Source organism: Pantoea sp. GbtcB22 (assembly GCF_019091025.1).
GTDB classification, from domain to species: domain Bacteria; phylum Pseudomonadota; class Gammaproteobacteria; order Enterobacterales; family Enterobacteriaceae; genus Pantoea; species Pantoea leporis.
Genome location: NZ_JAGXKB010000009.1, coordinates 119,331 through 142,620, shown reverse-complemented (window position 1 = coordinate 142,620; position 23,290 = coordinate 119,331). Strand labels below are relative to the sequence as shown.

The following is a 23,290-nucleotide window of genomic DNA, read 5'->3' as shown; positions in this document are numbered from 1 at the left end:
CGTATCTTGTAATGTTCCTGATGTTACTTACACAGGAGAGCCTTCGTGGAAATTCTATTTGTTATCGGCTTTTTTCTGATGCTGCTGTTCACCGGCGTTTCGTTGCTGGGCGTTATTGCAGCATTGGTGGTGGCGACCGCTTTGATGTTCTTTGGCGGATTGCTGGCAATTGTTATTAAAGTGTTGCCATGGCTGGTATTGGCGGTTGTCGCTGTCTGGCTTTATCGGGCATTTACCACGCCTTCAGGTGAGGCAAAGATGCGCAGGCTGAAAAGAAAAATCAGCGACTTAGATAGAAGGGACTGGCGCTAATTGCGGTGACGATCACAGACTCGGATATTGCTTAGCATTATTCCGCATTTAAACATATTTTTTACTTATGTTTTCTGTCAGGATGATTGCCGTTGCTTCAAACGAATTCATCGCCGCTGTCCCTACACCAGCGCGAACTATAAAAAGAAAGAAAAAAAGGGGCTTCCTACGGGAAGCCCCGTTTGCATTTAGCGATCAGGGAATCAGCAGGCTGGAACCCTGAGTCGCGCGACTCTCCAGCACCTGATGCGCGCGCACCGCGTCACTCAAGGCAAATTTCTGCTGCTCGGGCACGTTAAGCTGAATCGCGCGGCTGGCGATCAGTGAGAACAACTCATTGCTGGCGGCATCCAGTTCTTCACGGTTGGTGATGTAACCGAACAGCGAAGGTCGGGTGACGAACAGCGAGCCTTTCTTGTTGAGAATGCCGAGATCAACGCCGGTAACCGGACCCGACGCATTACCAAAGCTGACCATTAACCCGTGGCGACGCAGGCTATCTAGCGAAGGTTCCCAGGTATCTTTCCCCACCGAGTCATACACCACGGCCACTTTCTCGCCATGGGTCAACTCGCTGACGCGCTTCGCGATATTCTCTTCACGATAGTTAATTGTCGCCCAGGCACCGGCATCTTTAGCTATCTTCGCTTTCTCTGCGGAACCCACCGTGCCAATCAGATGTGCGCCGAGCGCTTTGGCCCATTGGCAGGCGATCAATCCCACGCCACCCGCAGCGGCATGGAACAGGAAGATTTCATCAGCTTTCACTTTATAGGTTTGGCGCAGCAGATACTGCACGGTTAAACCTTTGAGGAAAGAGGCCGCGCCTTGCTCAAAGGAGATGCTGTCCGGCAGGATCACCAGACGATCTTCCGCCACATTGTGCACTTCGCTGTAGGCGCCCAGCGCGGCCTGGCAATAGACCACGCGATCGCCCGCCTTAAACCGCGTCACCGCCGATCCGACGCGCTTCACCACGCCGGCTGCTTCGGTACCCAGGCCGGAAGGGAAGCTGCTTTGCGGATACAAGCCGCTACGCACGTAGGTATCAATGTAGTTAATGCCAATTGCCTTGTTTTCCACCTGCACTTCATGTTCGGCGGGATCGGCCAGTTCGAAATCGACCCATTGCAGTACATCTGGGCCGCCGTGTTGGTTGAACTGAATACGCTTTGCCATTCTGACTCCTGTGATTGTTCATCCTGGGACGGTATACTTGCGCGTCCCTTTCACGATCGGTAATGCATTCACTATGGCAGGAAATAAACCCACCAACAAATCGAACGAACCCCGCGATCGGCAACTGGAAGGCGTGAAAATGCCGCCGCATTCCATAGAAGCGGAGCAGTCGGTGCTCGGTGGGTTGATGCTGGATAACCAGCGCTGGGACAACGTTTCTGAACGCGTCGTCGCCAGTGATTTCTTCAACCGCTCGCACCGTCTGATTTTCACGGAAATGCAGCGTTTGCTGGAAGCTGGCCAGCCGATCGACCTGATTACGCTCTCTGAATCGCTGGAAACGCTAGGTGAATTAGAGATGGCCGGCGGCTTCGCCTATCTGGCCGAACTGGCAAAAAATACGCCAAGTGCCGCGAACATCGGTGCTTATGCCGATATCGTGCGCGAACGTGCAGTGGTGCGCGAGATGATCTCGGTGGCGAACCAAATCGCCGATGCCGGTTACGATCCGCAAGGACGGAGCAGTGAAGATCTGCTCGACTTCGCTGAATCGAACGTTTTCAAAATTGCTGAACAGCGCGCTAATAAAGATCAGGGCCCGCAGAATATCGAGCAGATTCTCGAAGCCACGGTATCGCGCATTGAGTCGCTGGTCTCAACGCCGCACGACGGCGTCACCGGCGTCGATACCGGCTATCAGGATTTGAACAAAAAAACCGCCGGTTTACAGGGCTCGGATCTGATCATCGTCGCGGCGCGTCCTTCGATGGGTAAAACCACCTTCGCCATGAATTTGTGCGAAAACGCCGCGATGTTGCAGGACAAGCCGGTGTTGATTTTCAGCCTGGAGATGCCCAGCGAGCAGCTGATGATGCGTATGCTGGCGTCGCTGTCGCGCGTAGATCAGACGCGCATTCGTACCGGTCAGCTGGAAGATGAAGATTGGGCGCGCATTTCCGCCACCATGGGGATTTTGCTTGAGAAGAAGAACATGTTTATCGATGACTCTTCTGGCCTGACGCCCACCGAAGTGCGCTCACGCGCGCGCCGCATCTTCCGCGAAAACGGCGGGTTGAGCCTGATCATGATCGACTACCTGCAGCTGATGCGCGTGCCTGCGCTGTCGGACAACCGTACGCTGGAGATCGCTGAAATCTCGCGCTCGCTCAAAGCGCTGGCGAAAGAGCTGAATGTGCCGGTGGTGGCGCTGTCGCAGCTGAACCGCTCACTGGAACAACGTGCGGATAAGCGCCCAGTGAACTCGGATCTGCGTGAATCAGGCTCGATCGAGCAGGATGCCGACTTGATCATGTTTATCTACCGTGACGAGGTGTATCACGAAAACAGCGATCTCAAAGGCATCGCCGAGATCATCCTGGGTAAGCAGCGTAACGGCCCGATCGGTACGGTACGCTTGACCTTTAATGGCCAGTGGTCGCGCTTTGATAACTATGCTGGCCCGCAATACGACGACGAATAACCCTTTCATTCCGGATGCATGCACGTTTTGTGCATGCATTTCACGTCATCAGAAAATAGTGTTGGACAACCCCGGCTTTAATCAGGTTATCTGTAGCAAAGCGCCCCTTATTACGCTGTGGAAACAGAATGACTCAGGTAGACGATCACGACCTTAAGATATTGACATTATTACAATCTAACGGACGCCTCACCAACCAGGAACTCAGTGATTTAGTCGGACTTTCGGCGTCGCAATGTTCACGCCGCCGCATCAATCTTGAGCAGGCCAATCTCATTCTCGGCTATCACGCACGCCTCTCGCCCGACGCGGTGGGCCTTGGCATGGTGGGATTGATTGAAGTGCGATTGAAAAACCATACGCCGGATTATGAAGAGAGTTTCCATCGCATGGTGGAAGAAGAAGCCGCGATCGTTGATGCGTTCAAAACCACCGGCGATGCTGATTATCTGCTGAAAGTGGCGGTGGCCGATCTGGCTTCACTGAGCGCGCTGATCAGCCAGTTAGTCGCTGGCCATCAAAGCGTGGCGCACGTGAAAACTTCCGTGGTATTGAGCCGTTTGAAAGAGAACGGTTTGATGATCATCCCACAGCACAAAACGCGCCAAAAAAGTGCGTGACGTGCTAATCTGGTGCAATTATTGCCTTAATAATGCAAAAAACGCGCACCAGAAAACAGATTTGTGCATGAGTTGATGGTTTGAGTCTCAACTGATACACAAAAACCTGCAATAAAGCGCCTTAGTTATCAATTGGATAATCACTGGCACCCATCGGCGGCGAGCGTACGCCGCCGATGTGGTGCGTTTTTTGCATTTGAACCGCATCATTTGCAATGAGATTAACCCATGGATAACGTTGTTCAACCCACTAAAGTTCCCCATTCGCTGATTGAAGATGCGCTGGCGATAGTCCTCGGCACGCTAATGGTCTCTTTCGGCGTCATTATGCTGAAACAGGCGGGTGCACTCACCGGCAGTTCTGCCGGTATTGCCTTCTTAATCAGCTATTTGTCACCGCTCTCCTTCGGTAGCGCCTTCTTCCTGATCAACCTGCCATTTTACTGGCTGGCCGTGCGGCGCATGGGCTGGGAATTTACCCTGAAAACCTTCTGCGCGGTTGGCCTGGTGTCGCTGTTCACCCATCTGCATCCACTGTTTGTGCATTTTTCTGCGCTAAATCCGTTTTATGCGACACTGTTCGGTAACGTGGTGATGGGCATTGGGTTTATAGTGTTGTTCCGTCACAAAGCCAGCCTCGGCGGTATTAATATTTTGGCGCTCTGGCTACAGGACCGCATCGGTCTGCGTGCCGGAAAACTGCAAATGGCGGTCGATACCTGCGTGGTATTAGCGTCGCTGTTTGTGGTGTCGTTACCGATGCTGTTTGCTTCAATCGCGGGCGCGGTGATCCTCAATCTCATCATCGCAATGAATCATCGTCCCGGCCGTTACATGGTTTGATGACGCATCTTTACCTCTTATTTATGACCAATCATGGAGATCTGCACCGTGTTTCAAAACGTTGATGCCTATGCCGGCGATCCGATTCTGTCGTTGATGGAAACCTTCAAACAAGATCCGCGCGATAACAAAGTAAACCTGAGCATTGGTCTCTATTACAACGAAGCGGGCATCATTCCTCAGCTGCAGGCGGTTGCCGCAGCAGAAGAGCGCCTGCAGGCGCAGCCGCATCAGGCGTCGCTGTATCTGCCGATGGAAGGTCTGAACGCTTACCGTAACGCCATTGCACCGCTGCTGTTCGGTAAACAACATCCGATGCTGCAAGCGGGCCGCATTGCGTCCATCCAGACGTTGGGCGGCTCAGGCGCGCTGAAAGTCGGTGCTGATTTCCTTAAGCGTTACTTCCCGGCGTCCAACGTGTGGGTGAGCGATCCGACGTGGGAAAACCACGTCGCGATCTTCAACGGTGCCGGTTTCGAGGTGAATACCTATCCGTGGTATGACGCGGAAACCAACGGCGTGAAGTTTGATGCGTTCATCGCCAAACTGAAAACCTTGCCGAAGCAATCCATCGTGCTGCTGCATCCGTGCTGCCATAACCCAACCGGCGCCGATCTCACCAACGCACAGTGGGATGAAACCACCGAAGTACTGAAAGCGCAGGAGCTGATTCCGTTCCTCGATATCGCTTATCAGGGCTTTGGCGCGGGCATGGAAGCGGATGCTTATGCGATTCGCGCGATTGCGGCCGCGGGTCTGCCTGCGCTGGTCAGCAACTCGTTCTCCAAGATTTTCTCGCTATACGGCGAGCGCGTTGGCGGCCTGTCTATTGTCTGCGATAGCGCGGAAGAGTCCGCTCGTGTGCTGGGCCAGCTGAAAGCCACCGTGCGCCGCAATTACTCCAGCCCGCCAAACTTTGGTGCGCAGGTGGTCTCCTGCGTGCTGAACGACGAAGCGCTGCTCAACAACTGGCTGGCAGAAGTCGAAGCGATGCGTCTGCGCATCATCGACATGCGTCAGGCATTGGTTGACGTGTTGAGTACCAAACTGCCGGGACAAAACTTTGATTACCTGCTGAAACAGCGTGGCATGTTCAGCTATACCGGCTTGAGCGCGCAGCAGGTTGACCGTCTGCGTGATGAGTTTGGCGTGTATCTGATCGCCAGCGGCCGCATGTGCGTTGCTGGCCTGAACAGCCGTAACGTCAACCAGGTTGCTGAGGCGTTTGCTGCGGTGATGTAACTTCACTGCGACGGCGCGCCACAAAAAACCGCCAACATGGTTTGGCGGTTTTTTATTTATAACTTTTTTTAACTATAAACCGGACTGGTCTCGTTAGCGCTTCTCCCCATGAGTGTAAATATCCTCCAGCCTGAAACGGCGCGAGAGCGGCAATGTAGTCGCATATTTAAACTCACAAGGAAGCACGCTTATGACCCGGACCGCTTACTCTTTTGCAGTCAAACCCCTCGCTTGTATATTAGCCTTAGCCTTTTCCCTTCCGGTTTACAGCACCGCTTTAACGCGTGATAACGGCGCACCCGTCGGCGATAACCAGAACTCACAAACCGCAGGCGAAAATGGCGCAGTGTTACTGCAAGATGTGCAGCTGATCCAAAAGCTGCAACGCTTTGACCGAGAACGCATTCCAGAGCGCGTGGTACATGCACGCGGTACCGGCGCGCACGGCGAGTTCCGCGCCAGCAAAGATATCAGCGACTTAACCATTGCCGAAGTCTTTAAACCAGGCAGCGTGACGCCGGTATTTGTGCGCTTCTCATCCGTGGTGCACAGCAAACATTCACCGGAAACGCTGCGCGATCCGCGCGGTTTTGCCACCAAGTTTTACACCAGCCAGGGCAACTGGGATTTAGTGGGTAACAACCTGCCGGTATTCTTCATCCGCGACGCGATTAAATTCCCGGACATGGTGCATGCCTTTAAGCCTGATCCACGCACCAATCTTGGCAACGACGCGCGCACCTTTGATTTCTTCTCTCACGTACCGGAAGCCACGCACGGCCTGACCATGCTGTTCTCCAACATGGGGACGCCAGCAAACTATCGCCAGATGGATGGCAACAGCGTGCACGCCTATAAGTTCGTTAACGCCAAAGGCGAAGTGCACTACGTGAAATTCCACTGGAAAACCCTGCAGGGCGAGAAAAATCTTGATCCGGGCGAAGTGGCGGCTATTCAGAGCAGCACTTTCAGCCACATGACCGAAGATTTAGTGGCATCGATCAACAACAAAGACTTCCCGAAATGGGATCTCTATATTCAAACCATTAAAGCCAGCGATCTGGATAAGTTCGACTTCAACCCGCTGGACGCCACCAAAATCTGGCCGGGTATCGCAGAAGTGAAAGTCGGCCAGATGGAATTGAACCGCAACGTGGATAATTTCTTCCAGGAAACCGAGCAGGTGGCGATGGCGCCATCGAATCTGGTTCCGGGCATAGAGCCATCGGAAGATCGCTTGCTGCAAGGTCGTTTGTTCTCTTACGCCGATACCCAGATGCACCGTTTGGGCGCCAATGGCCTGACGTTGCCGGTCAACGCGCCGCGCGTGCCGGTGAGCAACGGTAATCAGGACGGCGCGATGAACAGCGGCAAGGCTGACGATCATGGCGTCAACTATCAGCCAAGCCGTGTCTATCCTCGCGAAGAGCTGCAGAGCGCCCGATACAGCCACAGCCCGCTGAGCGGCACCACGCAGCAGGCGATGATTGCTAAAACGCAGAACTTTAAGCAGGCGGGCGATCTGTATCGTTCCTTCAATGACAAAGAGAAAACCGATCTGATCAATTCTCTGGGCGGCGCGCTGAAAGGTGTGGATGTGCAGAGCCGCGCCATTATGTTGTCGTACTTCTACAAGGCTGATAAAGAGTACGGCGAGCGTCTGGCTGCGATCACTAAAGACGATGTGGGCAGCATCAAAACCATGGCCGCTAAGCTGAGCGACTAACCTTCAGTCGGCAGAGTTCACGCTCTGCCGCTTTTTCCTCTCTTCAGGGTTTACCTTTCGCCGACATGCTGCACACTTAAACGGTGTAATTACTTTTAGGATTCTGGCATGTGGCATCAACAAACGCTTACGCTTGGCGCCAAAGCGCGCGGCTTTCATCTGATCACCGACGAGATTGTCGGCCAGCTTCATGGCTTATCCGATGTGCGCGTCGGCCAACTGCATCTGCTGCTGCAACACACATCGGCGTCGTTAACGCTCAATGAGAATTGCGATCCCACCGTGCGCAGCGATATGGAGCAGCATTTCTTACGCCATGTTCCGGAAAGTGCGCCTTATCAGCACGATTACGAAGGGGCTGACGACATGCCGGCACACATCAAATCGTCACTGCTCGGCGTTTCGCTGCTGATTCCGGTTAACCGCGGTCGTCTGATGTTAGGTACGTGGCAGGGAATCTGGTTGGGTGAACATCGGGTGCAGGGCGGTGCGCGGCGTATCGTGGCAACCTTACAAGGGGAATAAAAGATGAATACTTCGGATTTACTGACGTACTGCATGAGCAAGCCGGGCGCGGAGCAAAGCTTTAAAGAGTGCTGGCAGGCGACGCAGATTAAAAGTGAAGGTGTGCTGTTTGCCATGCTTTATGAGGTAAAAGGGCGTCCGGCCTTGTCGCTGAAAGCCACGCCTGCGTTGGCGGAGTTATTACGTGAGGAGCACAACGATGTGTTTCCCAGCGAACATTTAAATAAGTCGCACTGGAGCACGCTGTGGCTGGATGGTTCGCTAAAAGATTCGCAGATTTACTATCTGGTGGATGCTTCCTGGCAACAGGCTGACGCCACGCGCGCGGCGGGCGTCAACCATGATGAACACTGAGGCAAATTAAGCCGCAGATTCCTCGCGCAGAGTATTGATATCAATCACGAAGCGGTATTTCACGTCGCTTTTCAGCATACGTTCGTAGGCTTCGTTGATTTGATTCATCGCGATCAGTTCGATATCTGAAGTGATACCGTGCTTGCCGCAGAAATCCAGCATTTCCTGGGTTTCCGCGATGCCGCCAATAAGTGAACCGGCGATGCTGCGACGTTTCAAGATCAGGTTGAAGACCTGCGGTGCCGGGTGATCGTGCTCCGGCGCGCCGACCAGCGTCATGTTGCCATCACGCTTCAGCAGGGCGATGAACGGGTTGAGATCGTGCTGCGCTGCAACGGTGTTCAGGATGAAGTCGAAGCTGTTGGTGTGCGCGGCCATTTGGTCGGCATCTTTCGAGATCACCACTTCATCAGCGCCCAGACGTTTACCATCTTCAATTTTTGACGGTGACGTGGTGAACAGCACCACATGTGCGCCCATCGCATGAGCTAGCTTCACGCCCATGTGACCAAGGCCGCCCAAACCGACGATACCAACTTTTTTACCCGGACCGACATTCCAGTGGCGCAGCGGTGAGTAAGTGGTGATACCGGCACACAGCAGCGGCGCAACGCCCGCCAGATCGAGATTTTCTGGTACGCGCAGCACGAAGCTTTCATCTACCACCATGCTGGTGGAGTAACCGCCGTAGGTGATGGCTTTGGTTTCACGGTCTTCACCGTTGTAAGTTCCAACGAAGCCATCCTCGCAATACTGCTCCAGCCCTTCCTGACAGCTTGGACAGCTGCGGCAGGAATCAACCATACAACCAACACCGACCAAATCGCCCACTTTGTAGTTGTGGGTGTGAGCGCCAACGGCCGTCACGCGACCGACAATCTCATGGCCAGGCACCACAGGAAAAATGGTGTTGCGCCATTCGTTGCGCGCGGTATGCAGGTCCGAGTGGCAGACGCCGCAGTACAACACTTCAATCTGCACATCATGAGCGCGCAGTTCGCGTGGCTTAAAATCGAACGGGGCGAGTTTTGCTTTCGCGTCCTGTGCGGCATAGGCATGCGTAATATTCATGGTGTCTCCAGTAGGATGTGTCGTGATTTCTATGCGGGATCCCGTTCAGCGCACTGAAGGGATAAAGGGCGTAAGGGACGCCAAAAGGAACGTTGTAAGGATAGTCAGCAGGGGGGAATGCGTATATGCCTGAAGTTGTCTGATTCTTGCCTGTTCCTGCATTTCGTTGCGGAATCCGACAGAAAAAAACAGGCCCGCAATGGCGGGCCTGAGAGAAGTTTACTTCTTCAACATTGGCTTAAGGAAACGCGCCGTGTGTGATTTTTCACACTCCGCCACCGTTTCTGGTGTGCCGGACACCAGGATTTCACCGCCGCCGCTACCGCCTTCCGGGCCGAGATCGACAATCCAGTCTGCGGTTTTCACCACGTCGAGGTTGTGCTCAATCACCACGATGGTGTTGCCCTGATCGCGCAGCTGATGCAGCACTTCCAGTAACTGCTGAATATCCGCAAAGTGCAGGCCGGTGGTCGGCTCATCGAGGATATAGAGCGTCTGGCCGGTGCCGCGTTTTGACAGCTCACGCGCCAGCTTGACGCGCTGCGCTTCACCACCAGAAAGCGTGGTTGCTGACTGGCCCAGACGGATATACGACAGGCCGACATCGACCAGCGTTTGCAGCTTACGCGCCAGCGCCGGCACCGCATCAAAAAATTCGCGGGCTTCTTCGATAGTCATATCCAGCACTTCGTGGATGCTCTTGCCTTTGTATTTAATCTCCAGCGTTTCACGGTTATAGCGTTTGCCTTTGCACTGGTCGCACGGCACGTAGATGTCGGGCAGAAAGTGCATCTCTACCTTGATCACGCCGTCACCCTGACAGGCTTCGCAGCGTCCGCCGCGCACGTTGAAGCTGAAGCGCCCCGGATTGTACCCGCGTGAACGCGCTTCCGGCACGCCGGCGAACAGTTCACGCACCGGAGTGAAAATGCCGGTGTAGGTCGCGGGATTCGAACGCGGTGTGCGTCCAATCGGGCTCTGATCGATATCGATCACTTTATCGAAATGTTCCAGACCGGCGATCTCACGATAAGGCGCGGCTTCGATGGTGGTCGCGCCGTTGAGCTGGCGCTGCGCAATTGGGAACAGCGTATCGTTGATCAGCGTCGATTTACCCGATCCGGACACGCCGGTGATGCAGGTAAATAAGCCGACCGGAATCGTCAGCGTGACATCTTTGAGGTTGTTACCGCGCGCACCGGTGAGTTTCAGCACTTTGGCTGGATCGCCTTTGACGCGCTCTTGGGGAATCGCAATCTCGCGTTTGCCGCTGAGGAACTGGCCGGTCAGGGAATTTTCATTCGCCATGATCGCGTGCACATCACCTTCGGCAACCACCTGACCACCGTGCACGCCCGCGCCTGGGCCGATATCGATCACATGGTCAGCGGCACGAATCGCATCCTCATCGTGCTCCACCACAATCACCGTGTTACCGAGATCGCGCAGGTGAATCAGCGTGCCAAGCAGGCGTTCGTTGTCGCGCTGGTGAAGGCCGATTGAGGGTTCATCCAGCACGTACATCACGCCGACCAAACCGGCACCAATCTGGCTGGCCAGACGGATACGCTGCGCTTCACCGCCGGAGAGCGTTTCCGCCGAGCGTGACATCGACAGGTAATTCAGGCCGACGTTCACCAGGAAGCTCAGGCGATCGCCAATCTCCTTCAGGATTTTTTCCGCAATCTGCGCACGCTGGCCGCTCAGCTTCATGTTGGCGAAGAAATCCATCGCATGACCGATGCTCATTTCTGAGATGGTCGGCAGGTTGGTGTCTTCAACAAAAACATGACGCGCTTCACGACGCAGACGCGTACCTTCACAGCTGGCGCAGGCACGGTTGCTGATAAATTTCGCCAGCTCTTCGCGCACCGCGTTGGATTCCGTCTCTTTATAACGGCGCTCCATGTTGTGCAGCACGCCTTCAAACGGATGGCGGCGCACTGAGGTGTCACCGCGATCGTTGATGTATTTGAATTCGATATTCTCTTTGCCGGAACCGTACAGAATCACTTCGCGCGCTTTGTCGCTTAGGCTGTTAAACGGAGCTTCGACATCGAATTGCAGATGCTCTGCCAGCGAGCGCAGCATCTGGAAGTAGTAGAAGTTACGGCGATCCCAGCCGCGGATGGCGCCTCCGGCCAGCGACAGCTCGGGGTTCTGCACCACTCGATCGGGATCAAAATATTGCTGCACGCCCAGGCCATCGCAGGTCGGGCAGGCGCCAGCCGGGTTGTTGAACGAGAACAGGCGCGGTTCGAGTTCACGCATGCTGTAGCCACAGATTGGGCAGGCAAAGTTGGCCGAGAACAGCATCTCTTCGGCGCTGGTATCGTCCATATCGGCGACGATCGCCGTGCCACCGCTCAGTTCCAGCGTGGTCTCAAAGGATTCGGCCAGACGCGTTGCCAGGTCCTCGCGCACGCGGAAGCGGTCAATCACCACTTCGATGGTGTGCTTCTTCTGTAACTCCAGCTTCGGTGGATCCGACAGATCGCACACTTCGCCATCGATACGCGCACGGATATAGCCCTGCGCGGCGAGGTTTTCCAGCGTTTTGGTGTGTTCGCCTTTGCGATCTTTCACCACCGGCGCCAGCAGCATCAGACGACGGCCTTCTTCCTGCGACAGCACCTGATCGACCATTTGACTCACGGTTTGCGCCGCCAGTGGAACGTCATGATCCGGACAACGCGGTTCACCCACGCGCGCGAACAGCAGGCGCAGGTAGTCATGAATTTCGGTAATGGTGCCGACAGTGGAACGCGGGTTATGCGAAGTCGATTTCTGCTCAATGGAGATGGCGGGCGAAAGACCTTCAATATGGTCAACGTCCGGTTTCTCCATTAATGAAAGAAACTGGCGCGCATAGGCCGAAAGCGACTCGACATAGCGACGCTGGCCTTCCGCATACAGCGTATCAAACGCCAGCGAAGACTTACCGGAACCTGACAGACCGGTGACCACAATGAGCTTATCGCGAGGGATGATCAGGTTGATGTTCTTCAAATTATGGGTGCGAGCACCGCGGACTTCGATCTTATCCATTCACCTTTCCCGGATTGAACAACACTCGCCATGCCTTGCCAGCACGACCAGCAGAAACGGTCCATTATGGCACAAAAAATAAACTGAATAAATATCCAGTGTTTTTGCTATTCTGTCCGCCGATAAATTTTGGAATCCCGCTCTAAAGTGGGCACACGCCAATGTGACGTGATACAATTTTTCGCTTAGACTTTTAGCATCAACTCATCGGGAGACAGCAACATGGCCAGTCGTGGCGTAAACAAAGTGATTCTAGTCGGGAATCTGGGTCAGGATCCGGAAGTGCGCTACATGCCAAATGGTGGCGCGGTAGCCAACATTACGCTGGCCACGTCAGAAAGCTGGCGCGATAAGACAACCGGTGAAAACAAAGAGATCACGGAATGGCACCGCGTTGTGCTGTTCGGCAAGCTGGCGGAAGTGGCTGGCGAATACCTGCGTAAAGGTTCTCAGGTTTACATCGAAGGTCAGCTGCGTACCCGCAAATGGACCGATCAAGCCGGCCAGGAAAAATACACCACTGAAGTGGTGGTTAACGTTGGCGGCACCATGCAGATGCTGGGCGGACGTCAGCAGGGCGCGAACGCAGGTGGCGCACCGGCGGGCGGCCAGGGCGGCGGCAATAATAACGGTTGGGGCCAGCCACAGCAGCCACAACAGCAGCCGCAAGGCGGTGGCAACCAGTTCAGCGGCGGTGCGCAGCAGCGTCCACAGCAGCAGAGCGCGCCAGCCAACAACGAACCGCCAATGGATTTTGACGACGATATTCCGTTCTAAAAATACAGAATGTAGTATCTGTTTAGAGCCCCGCAATGCGGGGCTTTTTATTGCTCACAAAAGATATTTTTATTATTTAATCAATCGCTTATCGAATGAAAACGGCAGCTTTTTTATGCTCGACAGATAACCTTCAAATACCGTATGTTCCGGATTCAATATCGCATTATTTTCCATCGGAATAATGCTTGAGGGAATAATCAACGCTGCACCTTCCCCCGATTGAAGCCAACCTGTACCCAAATCCATAGTCGAAACCGGAGCCGGATCCTGTCGCCAATCGGTTGGCAAAAATTCTTCTCCAATATAGGAGACTTCATCGTCAGGAATCTCGATGCTGAATAAAGTGTAATCATCCAAAATCGACTCGTTCGAAACGTGCACCAGCACTTCAAGCGCAGCAAGTGAAACCGAGGTTGCGACATAAATGGTTGCGTGGCCTTTGTGATTCCAGCGGCCACCGTACTGTTTCGCACCGTTGCCGGTCCAGGCTTCAGAAGCGTATAGCGTTTTGGTTAGCCGATAGAAAATCACGAGAAGACACCATGCTCCAAACGGCCAATCAAATCGAGCACATCCAGTGCGCCGCTTTCAGTGGCTAGCAATGTAATAGGGGCAATGTTGCCTAATCCTTTGACCGGTCGGCTTAACCATTGCGTAGCATCTTCTTTATTACCACCAAACAATTGAACGGCTGCATCCATCACTCGGACGAAGCGGGCTATGCGTTCGCTCTCATCGGGTGACAAGCTTTTACCTGCGCTTTTACGGCGGGCAATATTTCGCTCATTGATGCCAGTGACCTTCATAATTTCGGCTCTACTCATTGCCGACCAATGACGAATGTCATCAATCACCGCGACCGGCAAGCCCGCCTCAAGCATGCGAGTTAGCTCCAATCCGCGTGGGGGTAAGCCAGCAAAGCGCCAAAGTGCATTGTCATGTGATTTGCCATCAGGAATGTAGGCTCTCATAAAATTCTCCAGGTCTGACAAATGTCATACTCTATTATTGACACTTGTCAGAAGTTTTCAATAGCAGAACCTCTAATGCGGTCGCCATTCCCGCAATAACGCTTCCGTCTCACGTACCAGCACCGGGTTGCCCGGCATAATCAAATCGGCCCACACTTCGTTGTGCTGATTAATTTGCTGTTGTGCGGAAACATAGGTGCGGTCGGCGGTGGTATGCGCATCGGCGGCGACGGTGATGTGATAGCCAAGACTGGCGCCGACTTTGATGGTGGTATCGACACAGTAATCAGTCGCGCAGCCGCAAATAACGAAGCTTTTAATACCGCGTTGGTCGAGTTGAGCGGCGAGATCGGTTTGCCAGAAACTGTCGCAGGCGGTTTTATTGACAAAGATGGCGTTGGCCGGCTGATTCAACTCGGGGACGATGGCCCAGCCTGCTGAATTGACCTCTAAACCTGGCCCAACGTGCTGGATGAAGATCACCTGATCGGCCGCAGCGGTTAACTGATTGATCCGCTCGCAGCGTCCGGCACGATCAAAACGCGGCGATGCCAGCACGCCATTTTGCATATCCACTACCACAACCACACGATTAGCCATTTTGATCTCCTGTTAAGTTTTGACAGTGTCCGGTGAACTCGCAACGAGGTAAAGCAAATCCGCTTTGCATTTATCGCCACTGCCGCGCATGCTTATAAGCGATTTTTCCCGGAGGTGTGTCGTGAAGGTGGTTCCTGAAATCTTTCCTTGTGAGCAAGATCGTGCGCAGTTTCAGCATTTTGCTGAGCTGCCGGGCATCGAGCTGTATCAGGCGCACATCTCCCGCTACGCTTTTGAACCGCATACCCATGAAGCCTTTGGCATCGGCACTATCGAATCCGGCGCCCAGCGCTTTCGCTATCGCGGAGCCAGTTACACCGCGCCGCAGCATTCGCTGGTGATGATGAATCCTGACGAGCTGCACACCGGTGAATCTGCCTGCGACGAAGGCTGGCGTTATCGCATGATCTATATCGATCCGCAGGAGATGGATCGTCTGACCGGCGATCGTCATTGGTGGTTCACCGATGCTCTGCGCACCGATGCGCGTCTGGCGCAGCCGTTTTCTCAATTGCTGGCGCAGATGTGGCAGGCGGAAACCCCGCTGGAGCGTGAAAGCATTTTGCTCGAACTGCTGGAGTTAATGCGTCCGCTGGCGCGTCAGGGACAGCAGCGACCTGTCGAAGGTGCACATCGCTTTGATGCGGTAAGAGACTATTTGCGTGAAAATCTCGCCGAACCGGTGCGCCTCGAAGAACTTGCGGCGCTGGCATCACTGTCGCCGTGGCATTTCCTGCGCAGTTTTAAACAACACTTCCACGTCACGCCGCATCAAATGCTGATGGCTTTTCGTCTGTTCGCAGCAAAACAGCAGCTGGCACGCGGCGACAGTGCGGCAACCGTCGCGGCATCGGTTGGTCTTACCGATCAGGCTCATCTCACCCGCGCCTTCGCGCATCGCTACGGCATCACGCCGGGCCGCTATCAAAAACAAGTGTTCCCTTCACGCTAACCGCAATCTGCTACAAGCCTTTAGCCCCCGCCTGCGTCACACTGCAGCGGAATGCATATAAAGGAAGAGTTTATGTTTGCTGGAATACTGTTTGCGCTGGCGGCGGGACTGATGTGGGGATTGATCTTTGTGGGCCCGCTGTTAATACCGGATTATCCCGGCACCTTGCAATCGGCCGGGCGCTACGTCGCCTTTGGTTTGGTGGTGTTGCCGCTCGCCTGGCTGGATCGCCGTCGTTTGCGTCAGCTGGCGCGCAAAGACTGGATTGAAGCGCTGAAGCTGTCGCTGATTGGCAATTTGCTCTATTACGCGTTTCTCGCCAGCGCGATTCAACGCACCGGCGCGCCCATTTCTACCATGATTATCGGCACCTTGCCGGTGGTGATTACCGTGACGGCCAATCTCTGTTATGGCCATCTTGAAGGGCGCTTGCCGTGGCGTAAATTGACGCCAGCGTTGCTGATTATTGCTGTGGGCCTGGCTTGCGTGAATGCCGCCGAACTCCAGACGCAAGGCCCCGATTTTGATTGGTCGCGCTATCTCACCGGTTTAGGGTTAGCGGTTCTGGCGGTGGCATGCTGGACATGGTATCCGCTGCGTAATGGTTTATGGTTACGCGCGCATCCCCAGCACAAGCCATCCAGCTGGGCGACGGCACAAGGTTTGGTGACGCTGCCGCTGGCAATAGTGTTTTATCTATTAGTCTGCGTGCAGCTTCACTGGCAGCAACCTGCATTTGCGCTGCCATTCGGGCCGCAGCCGCAACGCTTTCTATTATTGATGTTAGGTATCGGGCTGATTTGCTCATGGTTGGGCACGCTCTGCTGGAATGCGGCCAGCCAACGCGTGCCGACGGTGATCATGGGGCCGCTGATCGTGTTCGAAACCTTAGCCGGTTTGCTGTGGACATTCCTGTGGCGACAAAGCTGGCCGCCGTTGCTAACCGCGCTTGGCATTGGTTGTTTGATTATTGGCGTGATCTACGCGATGCGTATCAAACCCCAGCCGCACATCACTGCGGTATAGGTCATCAAAATCAGCGCTGCTGAAAAATCATTTCGGCAGCGTACTACGCTGTATTTTAAGAATTTGACTAACCCTTTTCACTCGCCTCTTCGCCCATTCAGGCGCTCAGCTGGCCATCGATATAACATTTTGGCTAATTGCAGCCCTCTTTTTAGCGCTGATTTGTCATAAAAAGTCATACCGTTTCATCCGGCGCATGAGTGTTTAACCGTATTAAGGCTTCCTGAACCTTCACAAATCTCCGATCTTCCTGGCTATCGCAGGCCCTAAAGCGTAAAAAACCGACGCATTAACGCGCAAAAACATGCATCTAACCTACCGTTTATTGCCATTTGGCACTGAAGATTGGCACTTGAAAACCACTTTTTGCTTAAGGGAATCGAGAGATGTTAAGAAAGATTCCATTAACCTTTGGCAAAAAACCATTAAGCGTAGCGATGAATAGGGTGCAGGAATTTAACTTATTTCACGCTTTTTGGCCGTTATTGTTTAGGACAGGTAACCTTTGTTATCAGGATTATTCCTGGCAACAGAAGAGGGAGTTATGGTCTACGCGCGTCAAACGATTGACGAATCGATCGCAGAACAGATCCAGATGAAAACAGAGGTTGTGTGTGAGCGGTTACACGCGGTTGTTCATTAATGCTTAACAGAACTATCCGCATTCAGGACTGATGATTAATGTTGGTAAAGTAATAATCGAAGCGCCAATCTCACCGAAATGAGATTGGACTTCGTTAGAATGGCTTGAATAGAGAGACTTTTGCTGATGTGAATCTATTTTACCGCAAAAAAGGAAGCAATTCCGCGATGGTATTCATCAGGAAAAATTGGTGCGAATTGTTATGTTGTGAACGCCGTATTAAATGATCTTCATATCTTCTGGTAAGAACAAATCTCAGCATTAGGTCAAATAACATCGGCCTTAATGGTATTAGCGATTATCTGTACCTGCAGGATAATGATAAACGCTACGACTAATATCCAGTAAACGGCAGCTACGACGGGTACCTATGTCGAATGTCGTTTGCAGAAAGTTAACCGCCTGACGCTTTTCATTGGTGGTGAAGAAGTTTTTCAATACGCTTTGCAGCATCTCTTTATCGGAACTCAGTGATTGCAGCTCACGCGTGAGGTTAAGTAGCTGATCTTCCAGCTCCTTGATTTTTCTACCTTCTTCGGAAGAGAGCCCAGAAAACTTCTTCTTCCAGCTATAGAAAGTGGCCTCGGAAATGCCAAGCTCCTCACAAATCTCCCTGACTTTCACTCCCGTTTCAGAAGCTTTAATGGCATTTGTGATTTGCTCTTCGCTATATCGTGACTTTCTCATAAATGCTATTACCTTTCTTATCAATTAGTGGATGAGAATTACTGTATTAATATCTGGCACTGCAAAAACACTATTAATGCAGTATTAAAGTGCGCGATTTGAATTGCGAGGGTTAAATTAAGATATTTAGAAGAAATATCATCATGGGATAAATCTTATTTTATTCCGAATGGCATTGAACGCCTTCCTGGCTTTAGGTTTTTGATATAAATTCTCTCCATCCCAAATGCAGAAAAATACTACATTCATTGGAAAATCGGCATAAACCACTTGCAGAAATGTCAGGGTATGCCAGTAAACTTTTGCTTAGAATTTAGGCTGAAATCGTTTACATCCACCGAGTTTCGCACCGGATATAATCGGAATTTTCCTGAATATAATTCCTAATTGCTGACGCGAGTCTCATTTTTCGGACCAGTTTGGTTTGAAGTTAATAAATTAAGTCAGGCCCACTGAGCGCTTGTTAATTCATTTCAAGGACGTTGTACCGAAAGTTGTTGTAGTTCGTAATACTAAGGATCAGTCAATGAAATTGAGCGTAATGTCGAATGCCGCCTGGATGATGTCTGAAAAGATCGTCTCCGTGTTCGGCGTCATATTTGTGACCTCCTACGTGGCAAAATCCTTTGGTCCAACCATCTTTGGCCAAATGGCGTTTTCGACCTCACTGTTTTCCATGGTGCAGACCGTGGCGATTTTCGGTACGGAAACCATTCTGTTTAAACGTATCAGTAAGAGTGCACCGAAAGGGCTCCGCCTGATGACCGTAGCGCGCAACATGCGCATGGTTTTGCTGTTGCTCACATCGCTGCCCGTCTTGATTTGGGTCTGGTACAACATGCAGGAAAACTTCCTCGCTTTTGCACTGGCCTCGTTTATCTCTTCGGTTTTCGTGACGCAGGACACCTTCAGTGTCTACAACAATGCGCGCTTAGCGTCGCGGCTGAATACCATCGCCAACTCTGTCGGATTGCTGCTGGGCTTCAGCTTAAGTTTCGCCATTGCCTGGCTGCACCTCAATCCGCTATGGCTGACCGTTTCGATTGTCGCCGTCACGTTGGTGCCGTACGTCATTAAGCGTTTTAACTTTTATCGCGAAAATCAGGATGTGGCGCCGCCACAGGATAAGCGCAACACCTATCTGCGCTATTTGCTGTACGCCGGATTGCCGCTGGCCATCTCCAGCATCTTTATCTCGGTGCAGGTGAAAGCGGCACAGATGTTCCTGGCAGGCATCGCCTCAGCGCGCGATCTTGGTTTGTTCGCCGCCGCCAATACCATTTCGGCCTCCTGGATTTTTATCCCGGTCGCCATCATCACTTCCTGCTTTTCGGAAATCTTCCGTGAGCGTGGAGAAACCGCCATCAAGCTGACAGCACGGCTTAATGGTTATGTCATGGGTGTTTCATTGTTGTTGTTAGCGGTGATCGCGATGTACGGCGAAAAAATCATCATCGCTTTATATGGTCACGAGTACACACAGTCAGGAAGTCTCATTACGTTGTTGTCGTTAGCAACCTGCTTTTCGGCGATGGGGACCGTAGCGTATCGCTACATGGTCAAAGAAGGCGGGTTTAATTATCTGTTGAAGAAAATCGTTTGCCTGATGGTCATCAGCTTGCCGCTGTCGTGGTGGCTGATCCAGAGCTACGGCATCATGGGTGCCGCATGGAGCGTTTTCATCTCAGAATTGCTGTCTCTTACCGTAATGAATTACTTCTTCAAAAACGGCGTCATCCAAAAAATCCAGGTTTCCTCACTCAACTACAAAACCTACAAATGAGGTCAGATATGCTCAAGTTGAAAGATGAACTCAGAAGAAGCGTTCAGTACTTCATCAAGAAGATGCCCTGGGCATACCAGGATCGTATCTACTATTTTCACAAGTTCCGCAAATTGCCTAATCTGCGCGAGCCGAAAGTGTTTAACGAGAAGGTGCTGTATCGCAAATTCATCCATGGCGATTATCAGATTTATGGTCGTCTGTCGGACAAATATTCGGTGCGTGAATATATCGCCGAGAAGGTGGGCAGCGAATACCTGATCCCGCTGGTTTACGAGACCAGCGATCCCAGCTCATTGCACACGCTGCCGAGCTGGAAAAATACCGTTATCAAGCCGAATCACGCCTCCAACATGGTGGAGATTCTGCTGGAAGAGCCGGATGCGTTGAAGAAGCAGCAGATTATCAACGATTGCCATCGCTGGCTGAAGACCGATTTCGCCAACGAAGCGCGCGAGATTCACTATCGCTACATCAAGCCACGCATTCTGGTGGAGCAGTACATTGGCGATGGTAAATCGGCACCGATTGACTACAAGTTCCATATGTTCAACAAGCGCGACGGTAGCTTTGAGTATGTGCTGCAGGTGATCTACAACCGCTGCAATCCGCTGTTGTCGATGAACTTCTACGTCAACAACCTCAACGAGGCGTATCACAAAATTCGTGATACCGGCCTGGATGTGACGCCGCAAATGGCCTCGTTGCAGCACGCGTTGGCGCTGAGTAAAAAGCTGGCGAGCGATTTCGATTATGTGCGCGTGGATTGGTACATCGATAACGAGCAGATCTACTTCGGCGAATTAACCTTCACGCCGGGCGCGGGTTTGGTGACCGGTCTGGATCGCGGGCTAAATCAGATGATGGGTGATATGTGGATTCAGGATCGTCGCGGTACGAAGATACCGGGCATCACGGTGGCGGAAGTGACCATTCCGGCCGTATTGAAGAAAATTTAGAATCACACAGCAAAATAAAAAACCCCGCTTCGGCGGGGTTTTTTATTGGCGGCGATTAAGGCATTGGCCAATCGGTTGGCGTCTGGCTCATCACTTCGATAAAGGCGTTTTTGGAGATTTCCATAAAGTTATGCAAATTCTCCATGCTCAGCGTGATACCGAGTAGGCCAGTAACAAACCAGCATGACATGCCAACGCCGATGCCACCGCACAGCAGCGCCATCACGTGGTGACTGTTCTGACGCAGTCGAATTTTCATGGTGCTGGCGAAAAACATCATTACCGCACTCAGGAGTTCCCAGCGCATTACAATCAAACTGGTGGTTAGGGTGGCCATCTGCAAAAACCTCTTAGAATCAGTGATATCCCCGACATTCAATCGACATCACTGGCGGCTGAGAAGGAAGGTCAGGGAAGTCCTTCTGGCCGTCTTACTGAATACAGGAAAGTGTGACTTGGCTCACATTATATCACTCGATTTTAAATTTTGAACAAAATTTATACCGGGTCAGGTAGAAAGATTTTTATCGAACTGAGGAAAAAACAGGCAGGCAAAGCGAGGTGCGCCCGCAAGGGGCGCGCAGAGAGGGTTAGCTAACCGGGCAGCACTCGCCGGTGGTACGCTGGGCAAAACTGGTCATGTTGTTGTCTGCACAGTCAAAACTGAGCAAGCGCGGACGCTGAATCATCGCCTGACGACGCATGGTGTGACGATAAGCGGTTGGCGTTTGCGAGAACTGACGGCGGAACACGCGCGAGAACGTCTGCTGCGAATCGTAACCGTATTGCATCGCGATATCGAACACCGGACGCTGGGTTTGACGCAGCGCTTCAGCGGCCAGCGTCAGACGACGTTCGCGAATATAGCCACCCAGCGTTTGTTTCGTGACGGCACGGAACATACGCTGCAGATGCCATTTTGAGTAACCTGATTTTGCCGCGACTTCATCAATTGACAGCGCTTTATCCAGATTCTGATCGATCCAGTTGGACAGCGAATGAATGATTTCCTGTTGCATCATAGCCTCATCCTTCTGATGTTTTTTGCCTGGTAAGAAATTCGAAGTTTTGCTGGGGTGCGAGTATAATTCCTCAAGTTAACTTGAGGTAAAGGCCCTAAATGAAAAAAGAACGCAATTACCCGAAGCCGGTTTTGACGCCGCGTGAAGTGGCGAAGCGCAGCGGCGTGGCGGTGTCTGCGCTGCACTTCTATGAGACCAAAGGATTGATCTGTAGCTCGCGCAACGGCGGCAACCAACGTCGCTACAGCCGTGACGTGCTGCGTCGCGTTGCCATCATCAAAATTGCACAACGCATTGGCATTCCGCTGGCGACGGTGAGCGACAGCCTGACGCATGTGCCGGCTAATAAACGGATGTCGACACAAGAGTGGGACGCGCTGACGCAGCACTGGCGCGAGGAGCTGGATAAACGCATCGAAACCCTCACACGCTTACGTAACGATCTTGATGGCTGCATTGGCTGCGGCTGTTTATCGATGCGCGATTGCCCGCTGCGCAATCCCGGTGACCGGCTGGGCGAGCAAGGTTCGGGCGCGGTGTTACTCGATCCGGAACAGGACGAGCAAAAACGCTGATCGACTATACTTGGCGGAACACTTTTACCGGCAAGGAAACCGTATGATCACCGTTCACCATCTGGAAAATTCCCGCTCGCATCGCGTGTTATGGCTTCTGGAAGAGCTTGCGGTGCCTTACCAAATCAAACGCTATCAGCGTGAAAACAGCCTGCTGGCACCCGATTCCTTAAAGAAAGTGCATCCGCTGGGCAAATCCCCGGTGATTACCGACGGCAATCGCGTGATTGCCGAGTCAGGCGCAATTCTCGAATACCTGCAACTGAAGTACGACAGCGAGCATCAGCTGACGTTGAGTCATGAAGATGAGCAGATTCAGGCGCGTTACTGGCTGCATTACGCTGAAGGTTCGCTGATGCCATTGCTGGTAATGAAACTGGTGTTTGCGCAGTTTGGCAAAAAGCCGGTGCCGTGGCTGCTGCGTCCGGCCGGCATCGCCCTGAGCAAAGGGATTCAGAAAGCCTGGCTGAATAAACAGCTGGCTCTACATGGTCGGGTAATTGAAGAGCATCTCACGCAGCATGCGTTTTTTGCCGGTTCACGTTTTAGCATCGCCGATGTGCAGATGAGCTTCCCGCTGCTGGCGCTGCAACTGCGTGGTTCCCTGAGCGATACGCCCGCCACCGCCCGCTGGCTGGAAACCATGCAGCAGCGCGCGGCCTGGCAGCGGGCGATCCAGCAGGGCGGCGCGATTGAATTAAGCCGCTGAGTTCAGCCAGGCCGCCATAATTGGTGGCCCTGCGGGGTGAGTTGCCTGGATTTATCCTGTCATACCCGTGATTAAGAGTTGAAAACCCCAGGGCAAACGCCAGATAATCGTTTGCCTTTTTTCCGCGTCCCCCTTTACGGCCTGGAATACGCGGCGACGTAAACGTTTGCCTGGATTTTCATC

24 protein-coding genes are annotated in these 23,290 nt (G+C 52.8%); 15 read left to right on the top strand and 9 right to left on the bottom strand.

Going from position 1 to position 23,290, the window contains the following annotated elements; genetic code table 11:
- Positions 1–45 precede the first annotated feature (45 nt).
- Positions 46–312 (top strand): envelope stress response protein PspG, encoded by a 267-nt coding sequence (gene pspG / locus KVT28_RS21925; protein WP_101763064.1) that lies wholly within the window; start codon positions 46–48, stop codon positions 310–312.
- A 195-nt stretch (positions 313–507) separates the two neighbouring features.
- Here pspG and KVT28_RS21920 read toward each other — a convergent pair whose 3' ends face one another.
- A complete protein-coding gene (locus tag KVT28_RS21920; protein WP_217550064.1) occupies positions 508–1,491 on the bottom strand; it encodes a quinone oxidoreductase in 984 nt (327 codons plus the stop codon).
- A gap of 73 nt (positions 1,492–1,564) precedes the next feature.
- On the opposite strand from KVT28_RS21920, the gene dnaB reads away from it, so the two are divergent.
- The 7 genes from dnaB to KVT28_RS21885 all read left to right on the top strand — a co-directional run bounded on the left by dnaB (position 1,565) and on the right by KVT28_RS21885 (position 8,281).
- On the top strand, positions 1,565–2,971 hold the full coding sequence (gene dnaB, locus KVT28_RS21915; RefSeq protein ID WP_101763062.1) for a replicative DNA helicase: 1,407 nt from the start codon (positions 1,565–1,567) through the stop codon (positions 2,969–2,971).
- 128 nt (positions 2,972–3,099) lie between these two features.
- Positions 3,100–3,591, top strand: coding sequence for an Lrp/AsnC family transcriptional regulator (locus tag KVT28_RS21910; RefSeq protein WP_097095220.1), 492 nt, complete (start codon positions 3,100–3,102; stop codon positions 3,589–3,591).
- Positions 3,592–3,819: 228 nt separating this feature from the next.
- On the top strand, positions 3,820–4,434 hold the full coding sequence (locus KVT28_RS21905; RefSeq protein WP_008109953.1) for a YitT family protein: 615 nt from the start codon (positions 3,820–3,822) through the stop codon (positions 4,432–4,434).
- A 48-nt stretch (positions 4,435–4,482) separates the two neighbouring features.
- A complete protein-coding gene (locus KVT28_RS21900; protein ID WP_217550062.1) occupies positions 4,483–5,676 on the top strand; it encodes an amino acid aminotransferase in 1,194 nt (397 codons plus the stop codon).
- A gap of 190 nt (positions 5,677–5,866) precedes the next feature.
- The gene (locus KVT28_RS21895; protein WP_254633605.1) at positions 5,867–7,402 is read left to right on the top strand and encodes a catalase; all 1,536 of its coding nucleotides are present in this window, start codon (positions 5,867–5,869) and stop codon (positions 7,400–7,402) included.
- Positions 7,403–7,510: 108 nt separating this feature from the next.
- Positions 7,511–7,927 carry a secondary thiamine-phosphate synthase enzyme YjbQ gene (locus KVT28_RS21890; protein WP_061718371.1) on the top strand — a complete coding sequence of 139 codons (417 nt, stop codon included), beginning with the start codon at positions 7,511–7,513 and terminating at the stop codon, positions 7,925–7,927.
- 3 nt (positions 7,928–7,930) lie between these two features.
- Positions 7,931–8,281 carry an MmcQ/YjbR family DNA-binding protein gene (locus KVT28_RS21885; RefSeq protein ID WP_101763060.1) on the top strand — a complete coding sequence of 117 codons (351 nt, stop codon included), beginning with the start codon at positions 7,931–7,933 and terminating at the stop codon, positions 8,279–8,281.
- A gap of 6 nt (positions 8,282–8,287) precedes the next feature.
- Here the strand turns inward: KVT28_RS21885 and KVT28_RS21880 are convergent, their stop codons facing one another.
- Both KVT28_RS21880 and uvrA read right to left on the bottom strand, forming a co-directional pair.
- On the bottom strand, positions 8,288–9,352 hold the full coding sequence (locus KVT28_RS21880; protein WP_217550060.1) for an NAD(P)-dependent alcohol dehydrogenase: 1,065 nt from the start codon (positions 9,350–9,352) through the stop codon (positions 8,288–8,290).
- Between the two features lie 219 nt (positions 9,353–9,571).
- A complete protein-coding gene (gene uvrA / locus KVT28_RS21875) occupies positions 9,572–12,400 on the bottom strand; it encodes an excinuclease ABC subunit UvrA (RefSeq protein WP_101763058.1) in 2,829 nt (942 codons plus the stop codon).
- A 222-nt stretch (positions 12,401–12,622) separates the two neighbouring features.
- Here uvrA and ssb1 point away from each other — a divergent pair, with 222 nt between their 5' ends.
- On the top strand, positions 12,623–13,177 hold the full coding sequence (ssb1, locus tag KVT28_RS21870) for a single-stranded DNA-binding protein SSB1 (protein ID WP_061718369.1): 555 nt from the start codon (positions 12,623–12,625) through the stop codon (positions 13,175–13,177).
- 72 nt (positions 13,178–13,249) lie between these two features.
- Here the strand turns inward: ssb1 and KVT28_RS21865 are convergent, their stop codons facing one another.
- From KVT28_RS21865 to KVT28_RS21855, 3 genes are all read right to left on the bottom strand, one after another.
- The gene (locus KVT28_RS21865) at positions 13,250–13,711 is read right to left on the bottom strand and encodes an RES domain-containing protein (protein WP_217550058.1); all 462 of its coding nucleotides are present in this window, start codon (positions 13,709–13,711) and stop codon (positions 13,250–13,252) included.
- A complete protein-coding gene (locus tag KVT28_RS21860; protein ID WP_101763056.1) occupies positions 13,708–14,151 on the bottom strand; it encodes an antitoxin Xre-like helix-turn-helix domain-containing protein in 444 nt (147 codons plus the stop codon). Before KVT28_RS21860 ends, KVT28_RS21865 begins: the two co-directional genes overlap by 4 nt.
- 72 nt (positions 14,152–14,223) lie before the next feature.
- Positions 14,224–14,751, bottom strand: coding sequence for an isochorismatase family protein (locus tag KVT28_RS21855; RefSeq protein ID WP_210081825.1), 528 nt, complete (start codon positions 14,749–14,751; stop codon positions 14,224–14,226).
- 121 nt (positions 14,752–14,872) lie between these two features.
- On the opposite strand from KVT28_RS21855, the gene KVT28_RS21850 reads away from it, so the two are divergent.
- Positions 14,873–15,703 (top strand): AraC family transcriptional regulator, encoded by an 831-nt coding sequence (locus tag KVT28_RS21850; protein ID WP_101763054.1) that lies wholly within the window; start codon positions 14,873–14,875, stop codon positions 15,701–15,703.
- A gap of 72 nt (positions 15,704–15,775) precedes the next feature.
- Positions 15,776–16,729 (top strand): DMT family transporter, encoded by a 954-nt coding sequence (locus tag KVT28_RS21845; protein WP_137384971.1) that lies wholly within the window; start codon positions 15,776–15,778, stop codon positions 16,727–16,729.
- A 934-nt stretch (positions 16,730–17,663) separates the two neighbouring features.
- On the opposite strand, the gene KVT28_RS21840 is transcribed toward KVT28_RS21845, so the two are convergent.
- A complete protein-coding gene (locus KVT28_RS21840; RefSeq protein ID WP_008109970.1) occupies positions 17,664–18,059 on the bottom strand; it encodes an IS3 family transposase in 396 nt (131 codons plus the stop codon).
- Positions 18,060–18,585: 526 nt separating this feature from the next.
- Here KVT28_RS21840 and KVT28_RS21835 point away from each other — a divergent pair.
- Positions 18,586–19,842, top strand: a complete 1,257-nt coding sequence (locus KVT28_RS21835; RefSeq protein WP_101763052.1) for a polysaccharide biosynthesis C-terminal domain-containing protein — start codon at positions 18,586–18,588, stop codon at positions 19,840–19,842.
- An 8-nt stretch (positions 19,843–19,850) separates the two neighbouring features.
- Positions 19,851–20,801 carry an ATP-grasp fold amidoligase family protein gene (locus KVT28_RS21830; protein WP_101763051.1) on the top strand — a complete coding sequence of 317 codons (951 nt, stop codon included), beginning with the start codon at positions 19,851–19,853 and terminating at the stop codon, positions 20,799–20,801.
- Between the two features lie 55 nt (positions 20,802–20,856).
- Here KVT28_RS21830 and KVT28_RS21825 read toward each other — a convergent pair whose 3' ends face one another.
- Positions 20,857–21,138, bottom strand: a complete 282-nt coding sequence (locus KVT28_RS21825) for a YjcB family protein (RefSeq protein WP_008109973.1) — start codon at positions 21,136–21,138, stop codon at positions 20,857–20,859.
- Positions 21,139–21,391: 253 nt separating this feature from the next.
- A complete protein-coding gene (soxS, locus tag KVT28_RS21820; protein WP_036649992.1) occupies positions 21,392–21,823 on the bottom strand; it encodes a superoxide response transcriptional regulator SoxS in 432 nt (143 codons plus the stop codon).
- A gap of 98 nt (positions 21,824–21,921) precedes the next feature.
- Here soxS and soxR point away from each other — a divergent pair, with 98 nt between their 5' ends.
- Both soxR and KVT28_RS21810 read left to right on the top strand, forming a co-directional pair.
- Entirely contained in the window at positions 21,922–22,398 is a 477-nt protein-coding gene (gene soxR / locus KVT28_RS21815) for a redox-sensitive transcriptional activator SoxR (protein ID WP_217550056.1), read from the top strand.
- Between the two features lie 43 nt (positions 22,399–22,441).
- On the top strand, positions 22,442–23,107 hold the full coding sequence (locus KVT28_RS21810) for a glutathione S-transferase family protein (RefSeq protein WP_217550054.1): 666 nt from the start codon (positions 22,442–22,444) through the stop codon (positions 23,105–23,107).
- Positions 23,108–23,290 lie beyond the last annotated feature (183 nt).